This window comes from Streptomyces sp. AN091965, from assembly GCF_022698285.1.
GTDB lineage: Bacteria > Actinomycetota > Actinomycetes > Streptomycetales > Streptomycetaceae > Streptomyces.
In genome coordinates this window covers 847,151-860,981 of the sequence record NZ_JALDMY010000001.1, presented here as the reverse complement: position 1 = coordinate 860,981, position 13,831 = coordinate 847,151, and the positions used below count along the sequence as shown (strand labels likewise).

Here is a 13,831-nt window from a genome sequence, read left to right as displayed (position 1 = left end):
AACGGCTCACAGGTGCTGCGCGACCGCCGGGAGCAGGTCCTGGAAGGTGCGCCCCGACGCGGGCTCGCCGATGGCCTTCAGCTGCCAGCCGGAGGGGGTGCGGTGGACCTTCGCCATGATCTGGGCGGTGTGGCTGCCGCCGCCGGTGAGGGTGTAGCGGGCCAGCTCACGGCTGGTCGACTCGTCGATCAGACGGCAGAAGGCGTTCGCCACCTCGGCGAACGTCTGCCCGGTGAAGGAGTTGACGGTGAACACGATCTGGTCGACGTGGGCGGGGACGCGGGCGAGGTCGACCAGGATCGCCTCGTCGTCACCGCCCTGCCCCGCGCCGCCGACCAGGTTGTCGCCGGTGTGGCGGACGGAGCCGTCGTCACTCACGAGGTGCTGGAAGAAGACCACGTCGACCGGCTGCCCCGCTGCGCTGAACAGCACCGCGGAGGCGTCGAGGTCGATCTCGCGGCTGCCGGTGAGCTTCGCCAGGAAGCCCTTGCGGGGCGCGGCCTGCCAGCCGAGCCCCATGCGTACGGCCGTGAGCGCGCCCCCGTCGGCCTTGTTCAGGCTGATCTGCTGGCCCTTGGTGAGATTCACGGGAGTGGACATGGAAAGTGCCGCCTTTCGTCGATGCGGTGAGGGGGTACGGGGTCAGTCCGCGGGAGGCGGGCCGACGGTGAGCTGTCCGCGCAGGTAGGGGAGCAGACCACGGTCCAGGAGCGCTTGGTGCCAGGCGGCACGGGCCTGTTCCGCCGCCGGGTTGCGCACGGGCAGGGGGTGGGCGGACGGCGGCCGCGTGCGGTCGCGCACCGCCGTGACCAGCAGGGCGCAGAGCCCGACGCCGGTGCTGACCGCCGCCACGAGAGCGCACACCCAGCCCGCGGTCACGAGTGTCGTCGCCGCCTGGCTCCGGGGCGTGGCGAGGCGGAGCCCGTACCCGGAGAGCAGGAACACCGCGGCCGCGACCGCCGAGATCAGCGGGGTGAGCACACCGAGGGCGGGAAGGAGGGCCCCGGTGCCCTGCCCGGTCGGTGACGTCCCGGCGGGCGGGGTGACGGGCGGGGGCGGCGGCATCACGGCCGCACGTGCGCGTAGATATGTCCGGTACTCGTCGTCGGCCGCGGCCGCGATCCCGTCCGCCTCGGCCAGCGCCCCGGCCCGGAGCCGGGCCGTGTCGGGCGCGACCGGGTACCGGGCGAGGGCGGTGCGGATGTCCGTGACGTCCAGGGCGAGGGCGAGCACCCACGCGAAGTCGGCCCGGTCCTCCGGGCGCAGACGAAGGGTCACACCGGTCTCCGGCGGACCTGGCGGCAACGGCGCTCCCGGCGCGTCTCGTCGTGAGGCATCGCTGTCAGCCACAGGCCCCGAAGAGGGGCGCGCAACCGCCTCCACACAGCGAAACTCCCATGCTCAACTCCCCAGTTGAATGGCCCGAGGACCGATGGGCCGGCCCCGGGAACAAGAATCTACAGCAATGTAGAAGTGCGGGCCGCTGCGGCATGCGTCCCCCCACGGCGGAATCCGGCCGGGACGGCCCGTTCGTTCCCCGGTCGATCAGTACGATGTGCGCGCGCCTCGGGAAGCGACGGGTACGGGTACGCATACGGGGCCCGGGGCCGAAGGGAGCTCAGCATGGCGGACGGCGGACGCGGTCGACCCGCGGCGCGACACCGGCGGCGCGGGCAGGGCGAGCTGGAACTGCTCGTCCTGACCTCGCTGCGCGAGGCCGGGGAGGCGGTCAGCGCGGCCTGGGTCAAGGACCGCCTCGGCGGCGACCTCGCGTACACCACCGTGATCACGATCCTCACCCGGCTGCTCGCCAAGGGGGCGGTGGCCAGGGAGCGCGTGGGCCGGTCGTTCGTGTGGACCCCGGCGTCGGACGAGGCCGGGCTCGCCGCGCACAAGATGCGCAAGGTGCTCGACGGGGAGGAGGACCGCGAAGCGGTCCTCGCCAGCTTCGTCACGACCCTGTCGGCCGAGGACGAACGGGTGTTGCGGGACCTGCTGCGCGACGCCGAGACGGGGCGGGAAGACTGACGCCTGATGGGGGTCTTCATTTTTCTGCCGCTGGTGCTGCCGCTGACGGCCTGGCCGGTGGCGCGCCTCGCCGAGCAGCGGCTGCACCCGCGTCTCGCCACGCGGCTGCTCACCGGCGTGGCCGTGGTGATGGCGACCTGCAGCACGGTCAGCCTGGGCCTGCTGATGGTGGTCGGCACGGCGCAACTGCCCGGCAACCCGCTGCCCGACGGCTGGTCGGATCCCGAGGTGCGCGAGGCCGTCCCGGGGGAGGAGGTCGTCGGCAAGCTGGCCATCCCGGTCCTCCTCGCCGTGGCCACGGGATGCGGACGCACCCTGTGGCGACACCGCCGGGTGCGCCGCCGCGCCCACCGCGCCCTGAGCGGCGCGCCCGAGACGACCGTCGTGGTCCTGGACGACCGCGTTCCGTACGCGTACGCGCTGCCCGGCGGCAGGGCGCGCGACCGGATCGTGGTGTCCCAGGGCCTGCTGTCCTGTCTCCAGGCGCCGCAGCGCCGGGCCCTGTTCGCCCATGAACGGGCCCACCTCGCCGCCCGGCACCACCGGCATCTGCTCGCGGTACAGCTGGCCGCCCGCGCCAACCCCTTCCTGCGCCCGCTGCGGACGGCCGTCTCGTACACCACCGAGCGATGGGCCGACGAGGAGGCCGCCCAAGCCGTGGGAGACCGCAGGGCCGTGGCGCTCGCGATCGGCAAGGCCGCACTGGTCTCCAAGGGCGCCCCGGCCCCGACCCTCGCCGGGCTCGCGGCCCCGGGGCCGGTGCCGCGCCGGGTCGCGGCCCTGCTGCGCCCGGCGCCCGCGGCCCGCAGCTGGCCCTCGGTCTTCACCTCCGTCGGGCTCGCCGCGTGGACGGCGGCGGTGGGGACGGTGGCCTCGGCCATGTCCTCGGCGAACTCGACGGTGACGATGGTGCTGATCCTGCACGCGGCCACGCCCCTCTGACGGGCGCGGGGTCGCGCCGACGGGGGCCCGGTGCTGACGGGGAGGGCCCGGTGCGCCGCACCGAGTCCCCTCCCGCCGGGCGCTGGTCACCCTTCCTCTTCTTCCTCCCCTTCGAAGAAGTCCCCGACCTCGTCCACGACTTCGGCCGCGACCATGCCGCCGACGACGCCGACCGCGAGCCCGGCGGCTCCCGCGGCGACGACGGTGCCCATGCCCGGCCCCGCGCGGTGCTGCGAGCCGTGGCCGTGGCCGGTGTCGTGGAAGCCAGGGGCGGCGTGGGCGTCGTGGAAGGAGTGACTCCCGTACGAGGCCCGGTGCTCGACGAGTTGCCGCACCCAGCCGTCCACCACCGCGTTCCAGTCCTGGTGCTCGACGCCGTCGTGGCCGACGGTGAAGCGCGCGACCGCGTCGTGCCCGGAGGAGAGGAACCCGCCGCGCTTGTCGGCCTCGAGGACCACCTCCACGCCGCCGGGACGGGCGAGGAAGGTCACCTCGATCTCGTTGACCGTCTGGGCGTACCGCGGGGCGGGGGTCAGTTCGAGCTCCTGGTAGAAGGGGAGCCGCTGGCCGGTGCCGCCGATGTGCCCGAGCTCCAGATCGGCGGACCTGAAGCCGAAGCCGAGCTGCCCGAACGCTTCGAGGACCGCCTCCTGGACCGGCAGCGGGCCCACCGCGAGCGCGTCCAGGTCGCCCTTGTCCTTGCCGCCCGCCACCGCCAGCTCGGTCCGCACGCCGAGCACGATGCCCAGGTCCTGGCCGTACAGCTCCGTGACAGGTGTCTCCCACGGCAGGGTCAGGGAGAAGGGCACGCTGTGGTGCTGCCCCTCGCCGAGCCGGAAGCCGCCGCCGACCGTGCTCCGGTCGAACACCACGAAGCCCTCGTGCTCCCCGCCCTCGTGCTCGGCCTCCACCCGGGCCACCAGCTCCAGCGTGATGTGCTCGATGTCGAAGTCCGCCTTGCCGCCCTGGAGGTGGACCTGCCCGCGCACCGGTCCGCCGGGCCGTGCCGCACCGGGCTCCAGCACCGTGTCCACCGAGGGGCCGCCCACACCGAGCGAGCCGAGCAGTCGTTTGAACACCATCGCGGCGTTCACTCCTTCGCCTGAGTACCTGTGAGTATCCGTCAGAAGCCCTGCTCTACAGGGCTGTAGAGAGAATACGCGCAGGCGGGGGTTTCGGTGGCTCTCGGCGCGGTAGCTCGTGCAGACGTCCAGCAGCGCGTACGAAGGTGCTGAGCCGTCGGAAGAGGAGCGTGACGTGACCGAGCGCAGGAACGAGACACCGGGTGAGAGCGAGCAGCCGATTCCGCGAGACCTTCCCGATCAGCAGGCGGGTGCCGGGAGTGATCCGCTGGAGGACGACCGGGATCAGGTGGACCGCGAGGACGTGCCGAGCCCGGACGAGCCCGGGGCCCGGCGGAGCGGGGAGGAACGCTCCGACACCGTGCATCCGGAGCATCCCGACCCCGAGGAGCCGACGGACTGACCGACGGCTACGGCTACGGCTACGGCTACGGGTACGGCTACGGCTTCCGGGCCCGACTTCGGCGAGGCCTAGGGCTCCGCTCCTGCGAGGCCTTGATGGTGGCGAGGCCCCGAGGGCGACGAGGCCCCGATGGTGGCGAGCGGATTCACCGCCACGCGCCGCGCACCAGGCGCCACAGCCGTCGGTAGCGGCCCATGAGGTGGGCGCAGGGAGGGGTTCGGGAGCAGAGCTCCACGCCGGTCTCCTCGGACATGGCGCGGAAGAAGGCGCGTCCTTGGCGGGACTGCGTCGTCGTGTTCCAACGGTAGCCGGGTGCCTGTGCGAGGGCGGTGTGGAGGGCCTGCCTGCCGAGCCCTTGGCGTTGCCAGGTCTCGGTGATCCAGATCTGCTGGATGCGGCCCGTGCGGCAGGCGTGGCAGAGGCGGAAGTCGACCTGGCCGATGAGGGGGCCCCGCTCCAGGTGCAGGGCGATGGTGGAGGGCGCGTGCGGGGCCGGGGGCGCCAGGGCCGTCAGCCTCACCGCCTCGCTGTCCTGTGCGGGGGCGCCGTGGCCGAGGGGGAGCCACGCGCTCAGCGGGTTGGCACGCACGAACCATCCTTCCCAGGATCCCCGTTGGGCGACCGAGCCTCGGCATCGTGGCACACCTGCCCGCGCGCGGGCACCGGAATCCCGGTCGCGGTACTCCGTACGGGGGGCGGGCCGGAGTCGCGGGGGCGCGATGCGATCTCGTGCATCAATGCGACCGTCAGGGCGGCTTCGGCTGGAGGTAGCGGGCCAGCAGGTCGTCCAGGGTGACGAGGCCGGTCAGGCGGCCGGAGTCGTCGCAGACCACGGCCAGGGAGGCACGCCGCTGGCGGAGCTGTTCGACCGCGTGGGCGAGCGTGGTGTCCGCCGGAAGCTCGGGCAGCGGGCGGGCCAGCTCCCGCGCGCTGGTGCCGCGCCCCTGGGACTGGGCGACGAGGGCGTCGCGCGCGTGCACGGAGCCGAGGACCCGGGCGCCGTCGCGTACGAGCAGCCGGGTGCGGTCGTGCGCGGAGGCGATGCGCAGCACGTCCTCGGGTGTGGCCGAGGCGTCGACGGCCGTGATGGCGGCGGCCGGGGTCTGGAGGTCGCCCACCGGCGTCAGCGGTTCGGTCAGGGAGCGGGTGATCAGCTCGGAGTCGTCCCGGCTGATCAGACCGAGGCGCTGGGACTCGGCGACGAGGTGGGTGAGCTGCTCGCGGTTGTGCACGGACGTCAGCTCCTCGCGCGGTTCGACCCGGCACAGGCGCACCAGGGCGTTGCTGACCTTGTTCAGGATCCAGATGAGCGGGCGTACGGCCTTGACCGTCGTACGGAAGGCGGGGGTGAGCAGCATCGCGGAGCGCTCGGGGTGGGCGATGGCCCAGGATTTGGGCGCCATCTCGCCGATCACCATGTGCAGGAACACCACGATGATCATCGCGAGCGCGAAGGAGACGCCGTAGCTGACGCCGCTGGGCAGGCCGATGCGGTGCAGCAGCGGGTCGAGCTCGTGGGAGATGGCGGGCTTGGAGACGGAGCCGAGGCCCAGTGTGCAGACGGTGATGCCGAGCTGCGCGCCCGCCAGCATCAGCGACAGCTCGCGCATTCCGGCGAGCACGGCCTGGGCTCCGCGCCGGCCCTCCGCGGCGGCCTTCTCCACGCGGTGGCGGCGGGCGGCGACGAGGGCGAACTCGGCGGCGACGAAGAATCCGCTGCCGATCAGCAGCAGCACGGTGACGAACAGCGCCATGGGGAAGCTCATGAGCGGGTCTCCTCGGGGCGGGCCTGCTCGTCGGTGCCGGTGCCGGTGCCGGTGGCGGGCCGGAGCTCCAGGCGCACGCGCTCGGGGACGTGCCGGTCCAGGGTGCGGACGTCGACGGTCACGCCGGTGCCGTCGGGCAGCTCCAGGGTGAGGTGGTCGCCGATGGCGGGGAAGCGTCCGAGCCGGTCGACGACGAGACCGGCCACGGTGTCGTAGTCGTCTTCCTCGGGCAGGTGGATGCCGGTGGCGTCGGCGACCTCGTCGAGCCGGCGGCCCGCGTCCACGAGCCAGCCGTGGCCGTCGCGGACGGCGACCCGCACCACTTCGTCGGTCTCGTCGGCGATGTCCCCGACGAGTTCCTCGGCGATGTCCTCGTACGTGACGATGCCCGCGACCCCGCCGTGCTCGTCGAGGACGACGGCGAACTCGTCGTCGCGCTCGCGCATCTGCCGAACGGCGTCGGGCAGTTCGAGGGTCTCCGGGAGCAGCAGGGCGGGGCGGGCGAGGGTGTGGGCGGTCGCTTCCGGGAGGCGGTCGGTGGGGGTCCGCATGAGCTCGCGCACGCCCAGGACGCCGGTGACGTCGTCGGGGTGGTCGCCGAGCACCGGGTAGTTGGAGTGGCCGTGCCGGGCGATGAGTGCGACGGCTTCGGCGGCTCCGGCGTCTTTGCGGACGAAGACGGCGTCGACGCGCGGCACCAGGACTTCGCCGAGGGTGCGCTCGGAGAAGTCCAGGGCGCGGTCGAGGAGGGCGGCGGTGTCCTCGGGCAGCTCGCCGCGCTCGTGGGACTCGCCGATGAGGTGGCCGAGCTCTTCGAGGGTGGCGCCGTGGTGCAGCTCTTCGACGGGCTCGATGCCCATGCGGCGCAGCAGTCGGTTCGCGGCGCTGTCGAAGATCCGTACGACGGGGCCGACGACTTTCAGATAGGCGAGGGTGGAGGCGGCGAGGGACTTGGCGAGGCGCTCGGGGACGGCGAGGGCGAGGTTCTTCGGTGCGAGCTCGCCGAGGACCATCTGGACGACCGTGGCGAGCACGAAGGCGAGGGCGACGGAGGTGCCGGTGACGGCGCCGTCGGGGATGCCGATGCCGGTGAGGAGCGGCCTGAGCAGGGCGGACAGGGAAGGTTCGGCGAGGAAGCCGACGACCAGGCCGGTCACGGTGATGCCGAGCTGTGCGCCCGACAGCATGAAGGAGAGCCGCTCCAGCACCTTCAGGGCGCGGGCGGCGCGGCGGTCGCCCGCTGCGGCCTCGCGGGCGAGGGCGAGCCGGTCCGCGGAGACGTAGGCGAATTCCTGGGCGACGAAATAGCCGGTGCCCGCCGTCAGGACGAGGACGGCGAGCAGGCCGAGCGCGGCACTCATCGGACACCATCCCGCAGGGTGCCGCGGTCGGCCGGGGCGAGCGGCTGGTGCGCGGCGGCCGAGGTGGGGCGGGATGGTCCGGGACAGTGCCCCGGGGGGTCCGTCGGGCTGGCGGACAAGGGGTGGCTCCTCGTGCTGGGGTGTGTGCCAGTGCAACGATTGTCATCGCGCCCGGGTTCCCCCGCCAGCTGCCGACCGCCGGGACCTGCCCCTCCGTGGACCGGCCCACGCGGGATGCGCGTGGGCCGGTCCGGGGTGTTGCGCCACGGCCTGGGGTCAGACGTTGACGCCGAAGTCCGAGGCGATGCCGCGCAGGCCGGAGGCGTAGCCCTGGCCGACGGCGCGGAACTTCCATTCGGTGCCGTGGCGGTAGAGCTCGCCGAAGACCATGGCGGTTTCGGTGGAGGCGTCCTCGGAGAGGTCGTAGCGGGCGATCTCCTGGTTGTCGGCCTGGTTGACGACGCGGATGAAGGCGTTGCGGACCTGGCCGAAGCTCTGGCCGCGGTTCTCGGCGTCGTGGATGGAGACCGGGAAGACGATCTTGGTGATGTCGGCCGGGACGGTGGCCAGGTTGACCTTGACGGCCTCGTCGTCGCCCTCGCCCTCGCCGGTGAGGTTGTCACCGGTGTGCTCGACCGAGCCGTCCGGGCTCGTGAGGTTGTTGTAGAAGATGAAGTGCTGGTCGGAGATCACCTTGCCGGAGTCGTCGCACAGCAGAGCCGATGCGTCGAGGTCGTAGTCGGTACCCGTCGTGGTCCGCACGTCCCAGCCGAGGCCGACCAGTACGGCGGTCAGGCCGGGCGCCTCCTTGCTCAGCGAAACGTTGCCACCCTTGGACAGGGAAACACCCACTGCTCATCCTCCATCGCTTGTCGCGGCGCGCTGGTGTGCGTCGTCCTCCGGCAAGGACGCCGGTCGGCCCACCCGGGTTGCGTCCGACCGGCATGGAGCGCACTTCGTCCGATTACCCCGTGTCCTCGGGCCTCACCTCGGTCAGGCAGCCGAGGAGGAACGGCATGACACCCCGCTCCAGGAGGGCCATGTGCCAGGCGGTGCGGGCCTGTTCGATGGCGCGGTCGGGTGTGTGCCGACCGGCGCCCGCCGGTGCCGGGTGCCGACGTCGCGCGTGCCCGGACAGCCGGGCGAGATCCGGGAGGACCGACCCCACGGCCACGGTCGCGGCGATGAGGCCCACGGTCATGAAGGCCTCCGGGAGGTACTGCCGTTCGGTGAAGGCGGCCAGGGCCAATCCGGTGAGGAGGAGCACCTCGGCGGTGACGGCGGAGAGCACCGGGACCAGCGTGGAGAGGAGCGCGGCACCGCCGCCGGTCCGGCACGCCGTACCGGCGCATCGACTGCGGGGCCGGTGGGGAGCGGCCGTGGCCCGCGCCCGCAGGTAGCGGGAGTACTCCTCCTCCGCCTTCGCCAGGATCGCCCGGCGGGCCCGGCGGGCGCGCGTACGGAGCTGCACGGCGTTCGGGACGTTGTCGCTGCGTCCGGCCGCGGCCCTGAACTCGCGGGACCGAAGGGCCTGTTCGAGGGTGCGCTCAAGGGCGGCGGAACTCTCCGACATCTCGGCGTGAGGCAATGGCTTCTTCCTTCGACGTGCCCGCGTCCGGCCCCCGGCGAAGACGTCGCGCCGAGGGCTCCTTCCGGAGGGAGATCGCGAAGGAATCTACATCAGTGTAGAAGTGGTGAAGGGGTGGATCGCCGCTAATTCACCGTGATGAAGGGTCTGTCGGGGCCGTACGGGAACGAGTCGCGCCGGAACCCGGGCCTGACGGCGGGAGAACGGGAAGGGCGTGCTCCGGGCCGCCGACCGCACGGGCGCTGCCCGCATCCCAGCGGCACCCCGCGCCACACCGCCGTGTGGGAGCCGGTCGTTCCGTGTGTCGCATTCGGCCAGCCGTGCGCTCCTGCTGTGCCCGTGAATTCCGGTGCTGTCAGCGTCCGTTGCCGAGTTGGTCAGAGCAGTGCCCCGGTGGAGCACAGCAGTGACCCTGTGGAGGGTGGCACGCACAGTGACTTACGGCGGTACGGGATCCCGGCCGCCGCTCTCTCGCTTCTTCTCCTGACTTCCCTCGCCCCCGGCTCGGCGTCCGCCGAATCCCCGGGGCGGGCTCCGCTGTCCCAGGCCGACCTGGACCGCATGACGGGCCGGCAGAAGGCCGCGGTCCTCAACCCGCTGCGGCTCGTCGGCAGCACCGCGCAGCAGGTCGGCAGGGAACAGCGCCAGGACGTGTTCACGGGCGTACGCATCGGACCCGGCCACCGCACGGTGGAGCTGTTCCTCACCGACCCCGGTGAGAAGGACGCGTTCCTGGCCCAGGTGAAGCGGCGCGCGCCGAAGGCCGACCTCGGGCTCGTCGAGGTCAGGGCCGCACCGTCGAGCCGTACGGAACTCCTCCGGCACATCAACCGCCTCAAGGGCCTCGGATCCCGGCTTCCCTTCGAGATCCAGGGCATCGGGCACTCGGTGGACGGCACCTCGATCAAGGTCATGGCCGGCGACGCCGCCAAGGCGGACACGTACTTCGCCACCGCGCCCGCGGCCCGCCTGGCGAACGGCGACACCCCGCGCTACGACGTCCTGCAAGGCCAGCGACGGGGCTCGGACCCCCTGTTGTACACGCGTCAGGACGACTCCTCGCCCTTCTACGCGGGTGCGGCCCTGGACAACGCGGGCAACCCCCAGTCGCACTGCACCTCCGGCATCCCGGCGGTCAGCACCTGGGACGGCCTGGACGCGACCGGCTGCACGCGTTACCTCAACGGCGTGTGCAGCAACCTCGTCAACGACGAGGTGTGCCAGCTCGGTTGCAACTCCAAGGTGGTCTGCGGCATCCGCGTGACGAACGTGGAGTTCGACCACGGCGGGGTCATCACGACGGTCGGAGTCCAGAAGGACGGCGCCACGGCCGCACGCGGCGGCGACAGCGGTGGCCCCGTGATCACCATCAACCACCCCGACTCCCGCGAACTCAACGGAATCGTCCGCGGAGGATGGACGGGATACCCGACCTGGGTCGTCTGGGTCGACGTCTGGGACATCTTCAACGCCTTCGCCATCAAGCTCAACCCGTCCTGACCCGAGCCGCCACGACCCGCGGCCTCCCCCGGCTGGAACGGCCGGGGGAGGCCGACGCGCGGGCACGGTGCGGCAGCACGCTTCCGTCGGTCTCGGGCCGTGTCCATACTGCCCGCATGGAGTCCGCGTCATGGGTGGCCACCGCCCTGAGCATGCTGGTCGCCATCTCAGCCCTGGTGGTGTCGCTGTGGTCCGCCCGTCGGCAGGCCGCCGACGCCCAGAAGGCGGCCATCATGCGCTTGGTGGCCGAGTTCATCGTCAAGGTGCCGCACGGAAGACTTCCAGGCTGCCCAGCGGGCCGTGGTGGCGGCTTTCCGCAGGCGCACTTACGTCGCCTGAACCGGCCGACCGGCCGGTGCTCCTTTCCGCCGCGGACGCCGGGATAGGGTCCCGTGGGAGGTGAAGGCCATGAGTTTCCGGCTGGCCGCGTACGCCGTGTGTATGGAGGGGCGGCGGGTACTGCTCGCCCGGCACGTTTCCCCGGAGGGGGAGTCCACCTGGACGCTTCCGGGTGGGAGGGTGGAGCACGCGGAGGATCCGTTCGACGCGGTGGTCCGGGAGGTCGCCGAGGAGACCGGCTGCGCAGCGGTGGTCGAACGCCTGCTGGGCGTGGACTCCAGGGTGATCCCCGCGGCCGAAGCCCGCGTCGGCGTCGAGCACCAGAACATCGGTGTCTACTACCGGGTCCGTGTTGTCGGCGGCAGGCTCCGGCCCGAGCTGGAGGGCGACGTCGCCGAGTCGGTCTGGACACCGGTCCCCGACGTGGCTCGGCTGCGCCGGTCATCGCTGGTCGACGTCGGGCTGGCGCTGGCGCGGACCGCTCCGGCAACGGGCCACGTCGCTCCCGTACCGGTCGGCGGTCTGATCCAGCACTGAGCCACGCCCCATGGCCCCCCTCGCAGGCCCGGCAGCGAGGCCCCGCACACCGGGGCATCGCGCCGGGCGTGCCTCGTCGCTAGGCCCACGTCACCTGTGCGGTGGCCGGTGCTGAGCGGGTGCCGTCCGGGGATACGGCCACCAAGGCCAGGGTCGTGGCCGTCTCGGTGCCGTCGCGGGTGAGGGACTTGACGTAGTGGACGTCGTCGTAGACGCGGCCGAGGGGCTCCGGCGTGCCGTCGGCGCGCAGGCGCCACACGTCGTAGTACCAGACGCCCGAGTCCGCGAAGTCCCAGGCGAGGAAGGCCTCGGCCGTGGTGCGTGCCGCGTCCGGGTGGGCCTTCTCGACCGTGAAGCCGGTCGGCCTGGCGGGGGGTCGGGAGGAGCCTGCGGGGAGCAGGGCCAGTTCCCCGAGGTTGAGGCGGTACGCGTCCCCGGCCGGAGGTGAGACGCGCAGGTGCAGCGCCGCGACGGTCCGGCCCCGGAAGGCGTCCAGCGGCAGCGTGACCGTGGTCCAGCCGGAGGCCGCCGCGCGACCGGCCGCGAGCCACGACGTGCGGTCCGGGGCGTCCTCGAACACGAGCCCCAGTTCGAGACCGCTGTCCTGGCCCGGCCGGTCGGTGCGGAACACCAGGCGTGCGCTCTCCCCGCCCGTGACGCGCAGCCCCGTCTTGAAGAGCCGGACGGTGGTGGCGCGGGCGGCCCCGCGCGCCGCGGAGATCAGGAGGGAGGAGCCGCCGTCGTACGCCGTCGTAGGGTCGTAATCGACGGTGGCGGGCGCGCCGTCGCCCTCGCCGCGCACCCACCACTGCCAGGTGGGCAGCAGGTCCTGGGCCCCGGCGTTGTTCCACTCACGGTCGGAGCGGCGTACTCCGTCGAGGAAGAACGCCCGGCCGTGCCCGGTGTTGAAGCGGGTGACGAAGGGGAAGGCGCCGATCACCGACCGCTCGGCGATGTAGTGCGCGACACCGTCCCACTTGCGGTGGTTGTCGGGGTCGTTGGGCCGGCCGTTGTCGGGCCAGGGGACGTACTCGGTCCTGCCGGTCCGGGTGGGGTCCTCGTTGGGGCCCGACCAGTAGCGCCGCTCGCGCACGAAGGTGTTCTGCTGCTTGTCCGGGTCGCCGCGGTCGGGGTTGTTCGCCCAGGCCATGTGCGTGCCGAACAGGGCCCAACTCGCCTGCGCGCGGCCGCCTTCGGGGAACACGAGCCGGGTGTCGTAGGGCGGGTTGAAGCCGTACTTCTCGTTCTCGGTGCCGAGGTACACCACGTCGTGGACCTTCATGCCGAGCCGCTTCGCGGTGGCGACCGAGGCGGCCACCCGGGAGGCGTTCCAGGCGTAGTTGATGAAGATGCTGTGGTTGACGGGGGTGCCCTGGTGCCGCACCCAGGGGGCGTTGGCGTCGTTGAACTGGTTCTGGTAGGCGAGCTGGCCGCTCGTGGTGAGCGAGTCGTACCACTGGAGGTGGAACCCCGCGGGGGCCTTGGCCCGCAGATACTTCAGGAACGCCATCAACCGCGTCGCGTCCGGGCCGGATATGGACGCCTCCTGATTGATGAAGTAGCCGTCGAAGCCGAAGTAGTCGGCCATCTCCAGGAGCTTGTCGGCAACGGGGAACGAACCGTCGGACCGCTGCTCCAGATAGGCGGAGAAGGAGCCGTTCCGCGGCCAGAACCACCCCGCGAGCGACTTCACGCCGTTGCGGTGCGCGGCGTCGGTGTACGCAGGGTTGGGCAGGTTGATGAGCCCGTGCTCGGGGTCGGTCGTGGACGAGCCCGCCACCGGCATGCCGTGCCAGGAGCTGTACAGGTCGCTGTACTGCCAGAACCTGAGCAGCCTGCGCGCGTACTGGTCGTTGTGGCGGTAGGCCGTGAAGAAGGCGTTGTCGTAGTCGTAGGACATGTTCATGACCTGGGCCTCGGAGGCCAGGGCGGGGCGCGCCTGCGTCGCGGCGAAGGGGGCGATGCGGGAGGCGAGCGGCACCCGCGAGCGGAAGTACCGCGCGTACGGATCCGACGCGGGGGTCCAGGACTTGAGCCCGGCCGCGTTGTACCCGTGCATGTACGGCTGGTGGGGCGCGCGGACCCGGCCCTCCTCGGCGGCGTACGCGACCCCGGCCGCCCCGGCGAGCGACACCGTCCCGGCCAGGCCCACGGTCACCCCCGCGGCACCGAGCATCTTCAGGAAAGCGCGTCGCTCAACGGTCGCCGCCGTCGGTCTCTGTTCCATGGCCGTCTCTCCTCGCACCGCGGTGATGACAACGCTGTCAAATGGTGTGTCCGGAGTT

15 protein-coding genes are annotated in these 13,831 nt (G+C 72.3%); 6 read left to right on the top strand and 9 right to left on the bottom strand.

The window, feature by feature from the left end:
• Window positions 1–6 precede the first annotated feature (6 nt).
• Both MQV74_RS03325 and MQV74_RS03320 read right to left on the bottom strand, forming a co-directional pair.
• Window positions 7–600, bottom strand: coding sequence for a TerD family protein (locus MQV74_RS03325; RefSeq protein ID WP_242714498.1), 594 nt, complete (start codon window positions 598–600; stop codon window positions 7–9).
• A gap of 42 nt (window positions 601–642) precedes the next feature.
• Window positions 643–1,278 carry a hypothetical protein gene (locus MQV74_RS03320; protein ID WP_242714497.1) on the bottom strand — a complete coding sequence of 212 codons (636 nt, stop codon included), beginning with the start codon at window positions 1,276–1,278 and terminating at the stop codon, window positions 643–645.
• 345 nt (window positions 1,279–1,623) lie between these two features.
• Between MQV74_RS03320 and MQV74_RS03315 the strand changes: the two genes are divergently transcribed.
• Window positions 1,624–2,028, top strand: a complete 405-nt coding sequence (locus MQV74_RS03315) for a BlaI/MecI/CopY family transcriptional regulator (protein ID WP_242714496.1) — start codon at window positions 1,624–1,626, stop codon at window positions 2,026–2,028.
• A gap of 6 nt (window positions 2,029–2,034) precedes the next feature.
• A complete protein-coding gene (locus MQV74_RS03310) occupies window positions 2,035–2,970 on the top strand; it encodes a M56 family metallopeptidase (protein ID WP_242714495.1) in 936 nt (311 codons plus the stop codon).
• 86 nt (window positions 2,971–3,056) lie between these two features.
• Here MQV74_RS03310 and MQV74_RS03305 read toward each other — a convergent pair whose 3' ends face one another.
• Window positions 3,057–4,052, bottom strand: a complete 996-nt coding sequence (locus MQV74_RS03305; protein WP_242714494.1) for a sporulation protein — start codon at window positions 4,050–4,052, stop codon at window positions 3,057–3,059.
• A 175-nt stretch (window positions 4,053–4,227) separates the two neighbouring features.
• Here MQV74_RS03305 and MQV74_RS03300 point away from each other — a divergent pair, with 175 nt between their 5' ends.
• Window positions 4,228–4,455 (top strand): hypothetical protein, encoded by a 228-nt coding sequence (locus MQV74_RS03300; RefSeq protein ID WP_242714493.1) that lies wholly within the window; start codon window positions 4,228–4,230, stop codon window positions 4,453–4,455.
• A 145-nt stretch (window positions 4,456–4,600) separates the two neighbouring features.
• Here MQV74_RS03300 and MQV74_RS03295 read toward each other — a convergent pair whose 3' ends face one another.
• The 5 genes from MQV74_RS03295 to MQV74_RS03275 all read right to left on the bottom strand — a co-directional run bounded on the left by MQV74_RS03295 (window position 4,601) and on the right by MQV74_RS03275 (window position 9,170).
• Window positions 4,601–5,044, bottom strand: coding sequence for a GNAT family N-acetyltransferase (locus MQV74_RS03295; RefSeq protein ID WP_242714492.1), 444 nt, complete (start codon window positions 5,042–5,044; stop codon window positions 4,601–4,603).
• 157 nt (window positions 5,045–5,201) lie between these two features.
• Complete coding sequence (locus tag MQV74_RS03290; RefSeq protein ID WP_242714491.1) at window positions 5,202–6,221, bottom strand: hemolysin family protein; 1,020 nt, start codon at window positions 6,219–6,221, stop codon at window positions 5,202–5,204.
• Complete coding sequence (locus MQV74_RS03285) at window positions 6,218–7,582, bottom strand: hemolysin family protein (protein ID WP_242714490.1); 1,365 nt, start codon at window positions 7,580–7,582, stop codon at window positions 6,218–6,220. Before MQV74_RS03285 ends, MQV74_RS03290 begins: the two co-directional genes overlap by 4 nt.
• A 276-nt stretch (window positions 7,583–7,858) precedes the next feature.
• Window positions 7,859–8,434: a TerD family protein gene (locus MQV74_RS03280; RefSeq protein ID WP_242714489.1), complete on the bottom strand. Its 576-nt coding sequence runs from the start codon at window positions 8,432–8,434 to the stop codon at window positions 7,859–7,861.
• Window positions 8,435–8,546: 112 nt separating this feature from the next.
• A complete protein-coding gene (locus MQV74_RS03275; protein WP_242714488.1) occupies window positions 8,547–9,170 on the bottom strand; it encodes a hypothetical protein in 624 nt (207 codons plus the stop codon).
• 561 nt (window positions 9,171–9,731) lie between these two features.
• On the opposite strand from MQV74_RS03275, the gene MQV74_RS03270 reads away from it, so the two are divergent.
• The 3 genes from MQV74_RS03270 to MQV74_RS03260 all read left to right on the top strand — a co-directional run bounded on the left by MQV74_RS03270 (window position 9,732) and on the right by MQV74_RS03260 (window position 11,546).
• The gene (locus MQV74_RS03270) at window positions 9,732–10,670 is read left to right on the top strand and encodes a hypothetical protein (RefSeq protein WP_242714487.1); all 939 of its coding nucleotides are present in this window, start codon (window positions 9,732–9,734) and stop codon (window positions 10,668–10,670) included.
• Window positions 10,671–10,786: 116 nt separating this feature from the next.
• Window positions 10,787–11,056: a hypothetical protein gene (locus tag MQV74_RS03265; protein WP_242714486.1), complete on the top strand. Its 270-nt coding sequence runs from the start codon at window positions 10,787–10,789 to the stop codon at window positions 11,054–11,056.
• 22 nt (window positions 11,057–11,078) lie between these two features.
• Window positions 11,079–11,546 (top strand): NUDIX hydrolase, encoded by a 468-nt coding sequence (locus MQV74_RS03260; RefSeq protein WP_242714485.1) that lies wholly within the window; start codon window positions 11,079–11,081, stop codon window positions 11,544–11,546.
• Between the two features lie 79 nt (window positions 11,547–11,625).
• On the opposite strand, the gene MQV74_RS03255 is transcribed toward MQV74_RS03260, so the two are convergent.
• Window positions 11,626–13,773, bottom strand: a complete 2,148-nt coding sequence (locus MQV74_RS03255; protein WP_242714484.1) for an endo-beta-N-acetylglucosaminidase — start codon at window positions 13,771–13,773, stop codon at window positions 11,626–11,628.
• Window positions 13,774–13,831: the final 58 nt, after the last annotated feature.

Excerpts from the sequence above, each read along its gene's own strand:
- MQV74_RS03325 (WP_242714498.1), bottom strand. The coding sequence starts at position 600 with ATGTCCACTCCCGTGAATCTCACCAAGGGCCAGCAGATCAGCCTGAAC.
- MQV74_RS03315 (WP_242714496.1), top strand. The coding sequence starts at position 1,624 with ATGGCGGACGGCGGACGCGGTCGACCCGCGGCGCGACACCGGCGGCGC.
- MQV74_RS03310 (WP_242714495.1), top strand. The coding sequence starts at position 2,035 with ATGGGGGTCTTCATTTTTCTGCCGCTGGTGCTGCCGCTGACGGCCTGG.
- MQV74_RS03305 (WP_242714494.1), bottom strand. The coding sequence starts at position 4,052 with ATGGTGTTCAAACGACTGCTCGGCTCGCTCGGTGTGGGCGGCCCCTCG.
- MQV74_RS03290 (WP_242714491.1), bottom strand. The coding sequence starts at position 6,221 with ATGAGCTTCCCCATGGCGCTGTTCGTCACCGTGCTGCTGCTGATCGGC.
- MQV74_RS03285 (WP_242714490.1), bottom strand. The coding sequence starts at position 7,582 with ATGAGTGCCGCGCTCGGCCTGCTCGCCGTCCTCGTCCTGACGGCGGGC.
- MQV74_RS03270 (WP_242714487.1), top strand. The coding sequence starts at position 9,732 with ATGACGGGCCGGCAGAAGGCCGCGGTCCTCAACCCGCTGCGGCTCGTC.
- MQV74_RS03265 (WP_242714486.1), top strand. The coding sequence starts at position 10,787 with ATGGAGTCCGCGTCATGGGTGGCCACCGCCCTGAGCATGCTGGTCGCC.
- MQV74_RS03260 (WP_242714485.1), top strand. The coding sequence starts at position 11,079 with ATGAGTTTCCGGCTGGCCGCGTACGCCGTGTGTATGGAGGGGCGGCGG.
- MQV74_RS03255 (WP_242714484.1), bottom strand. The coding sequence starts at position 13,773 with ATGGAACAGAGACCGACGGCGGCGACCGTTGAGCGACGCGCTTTCCTG.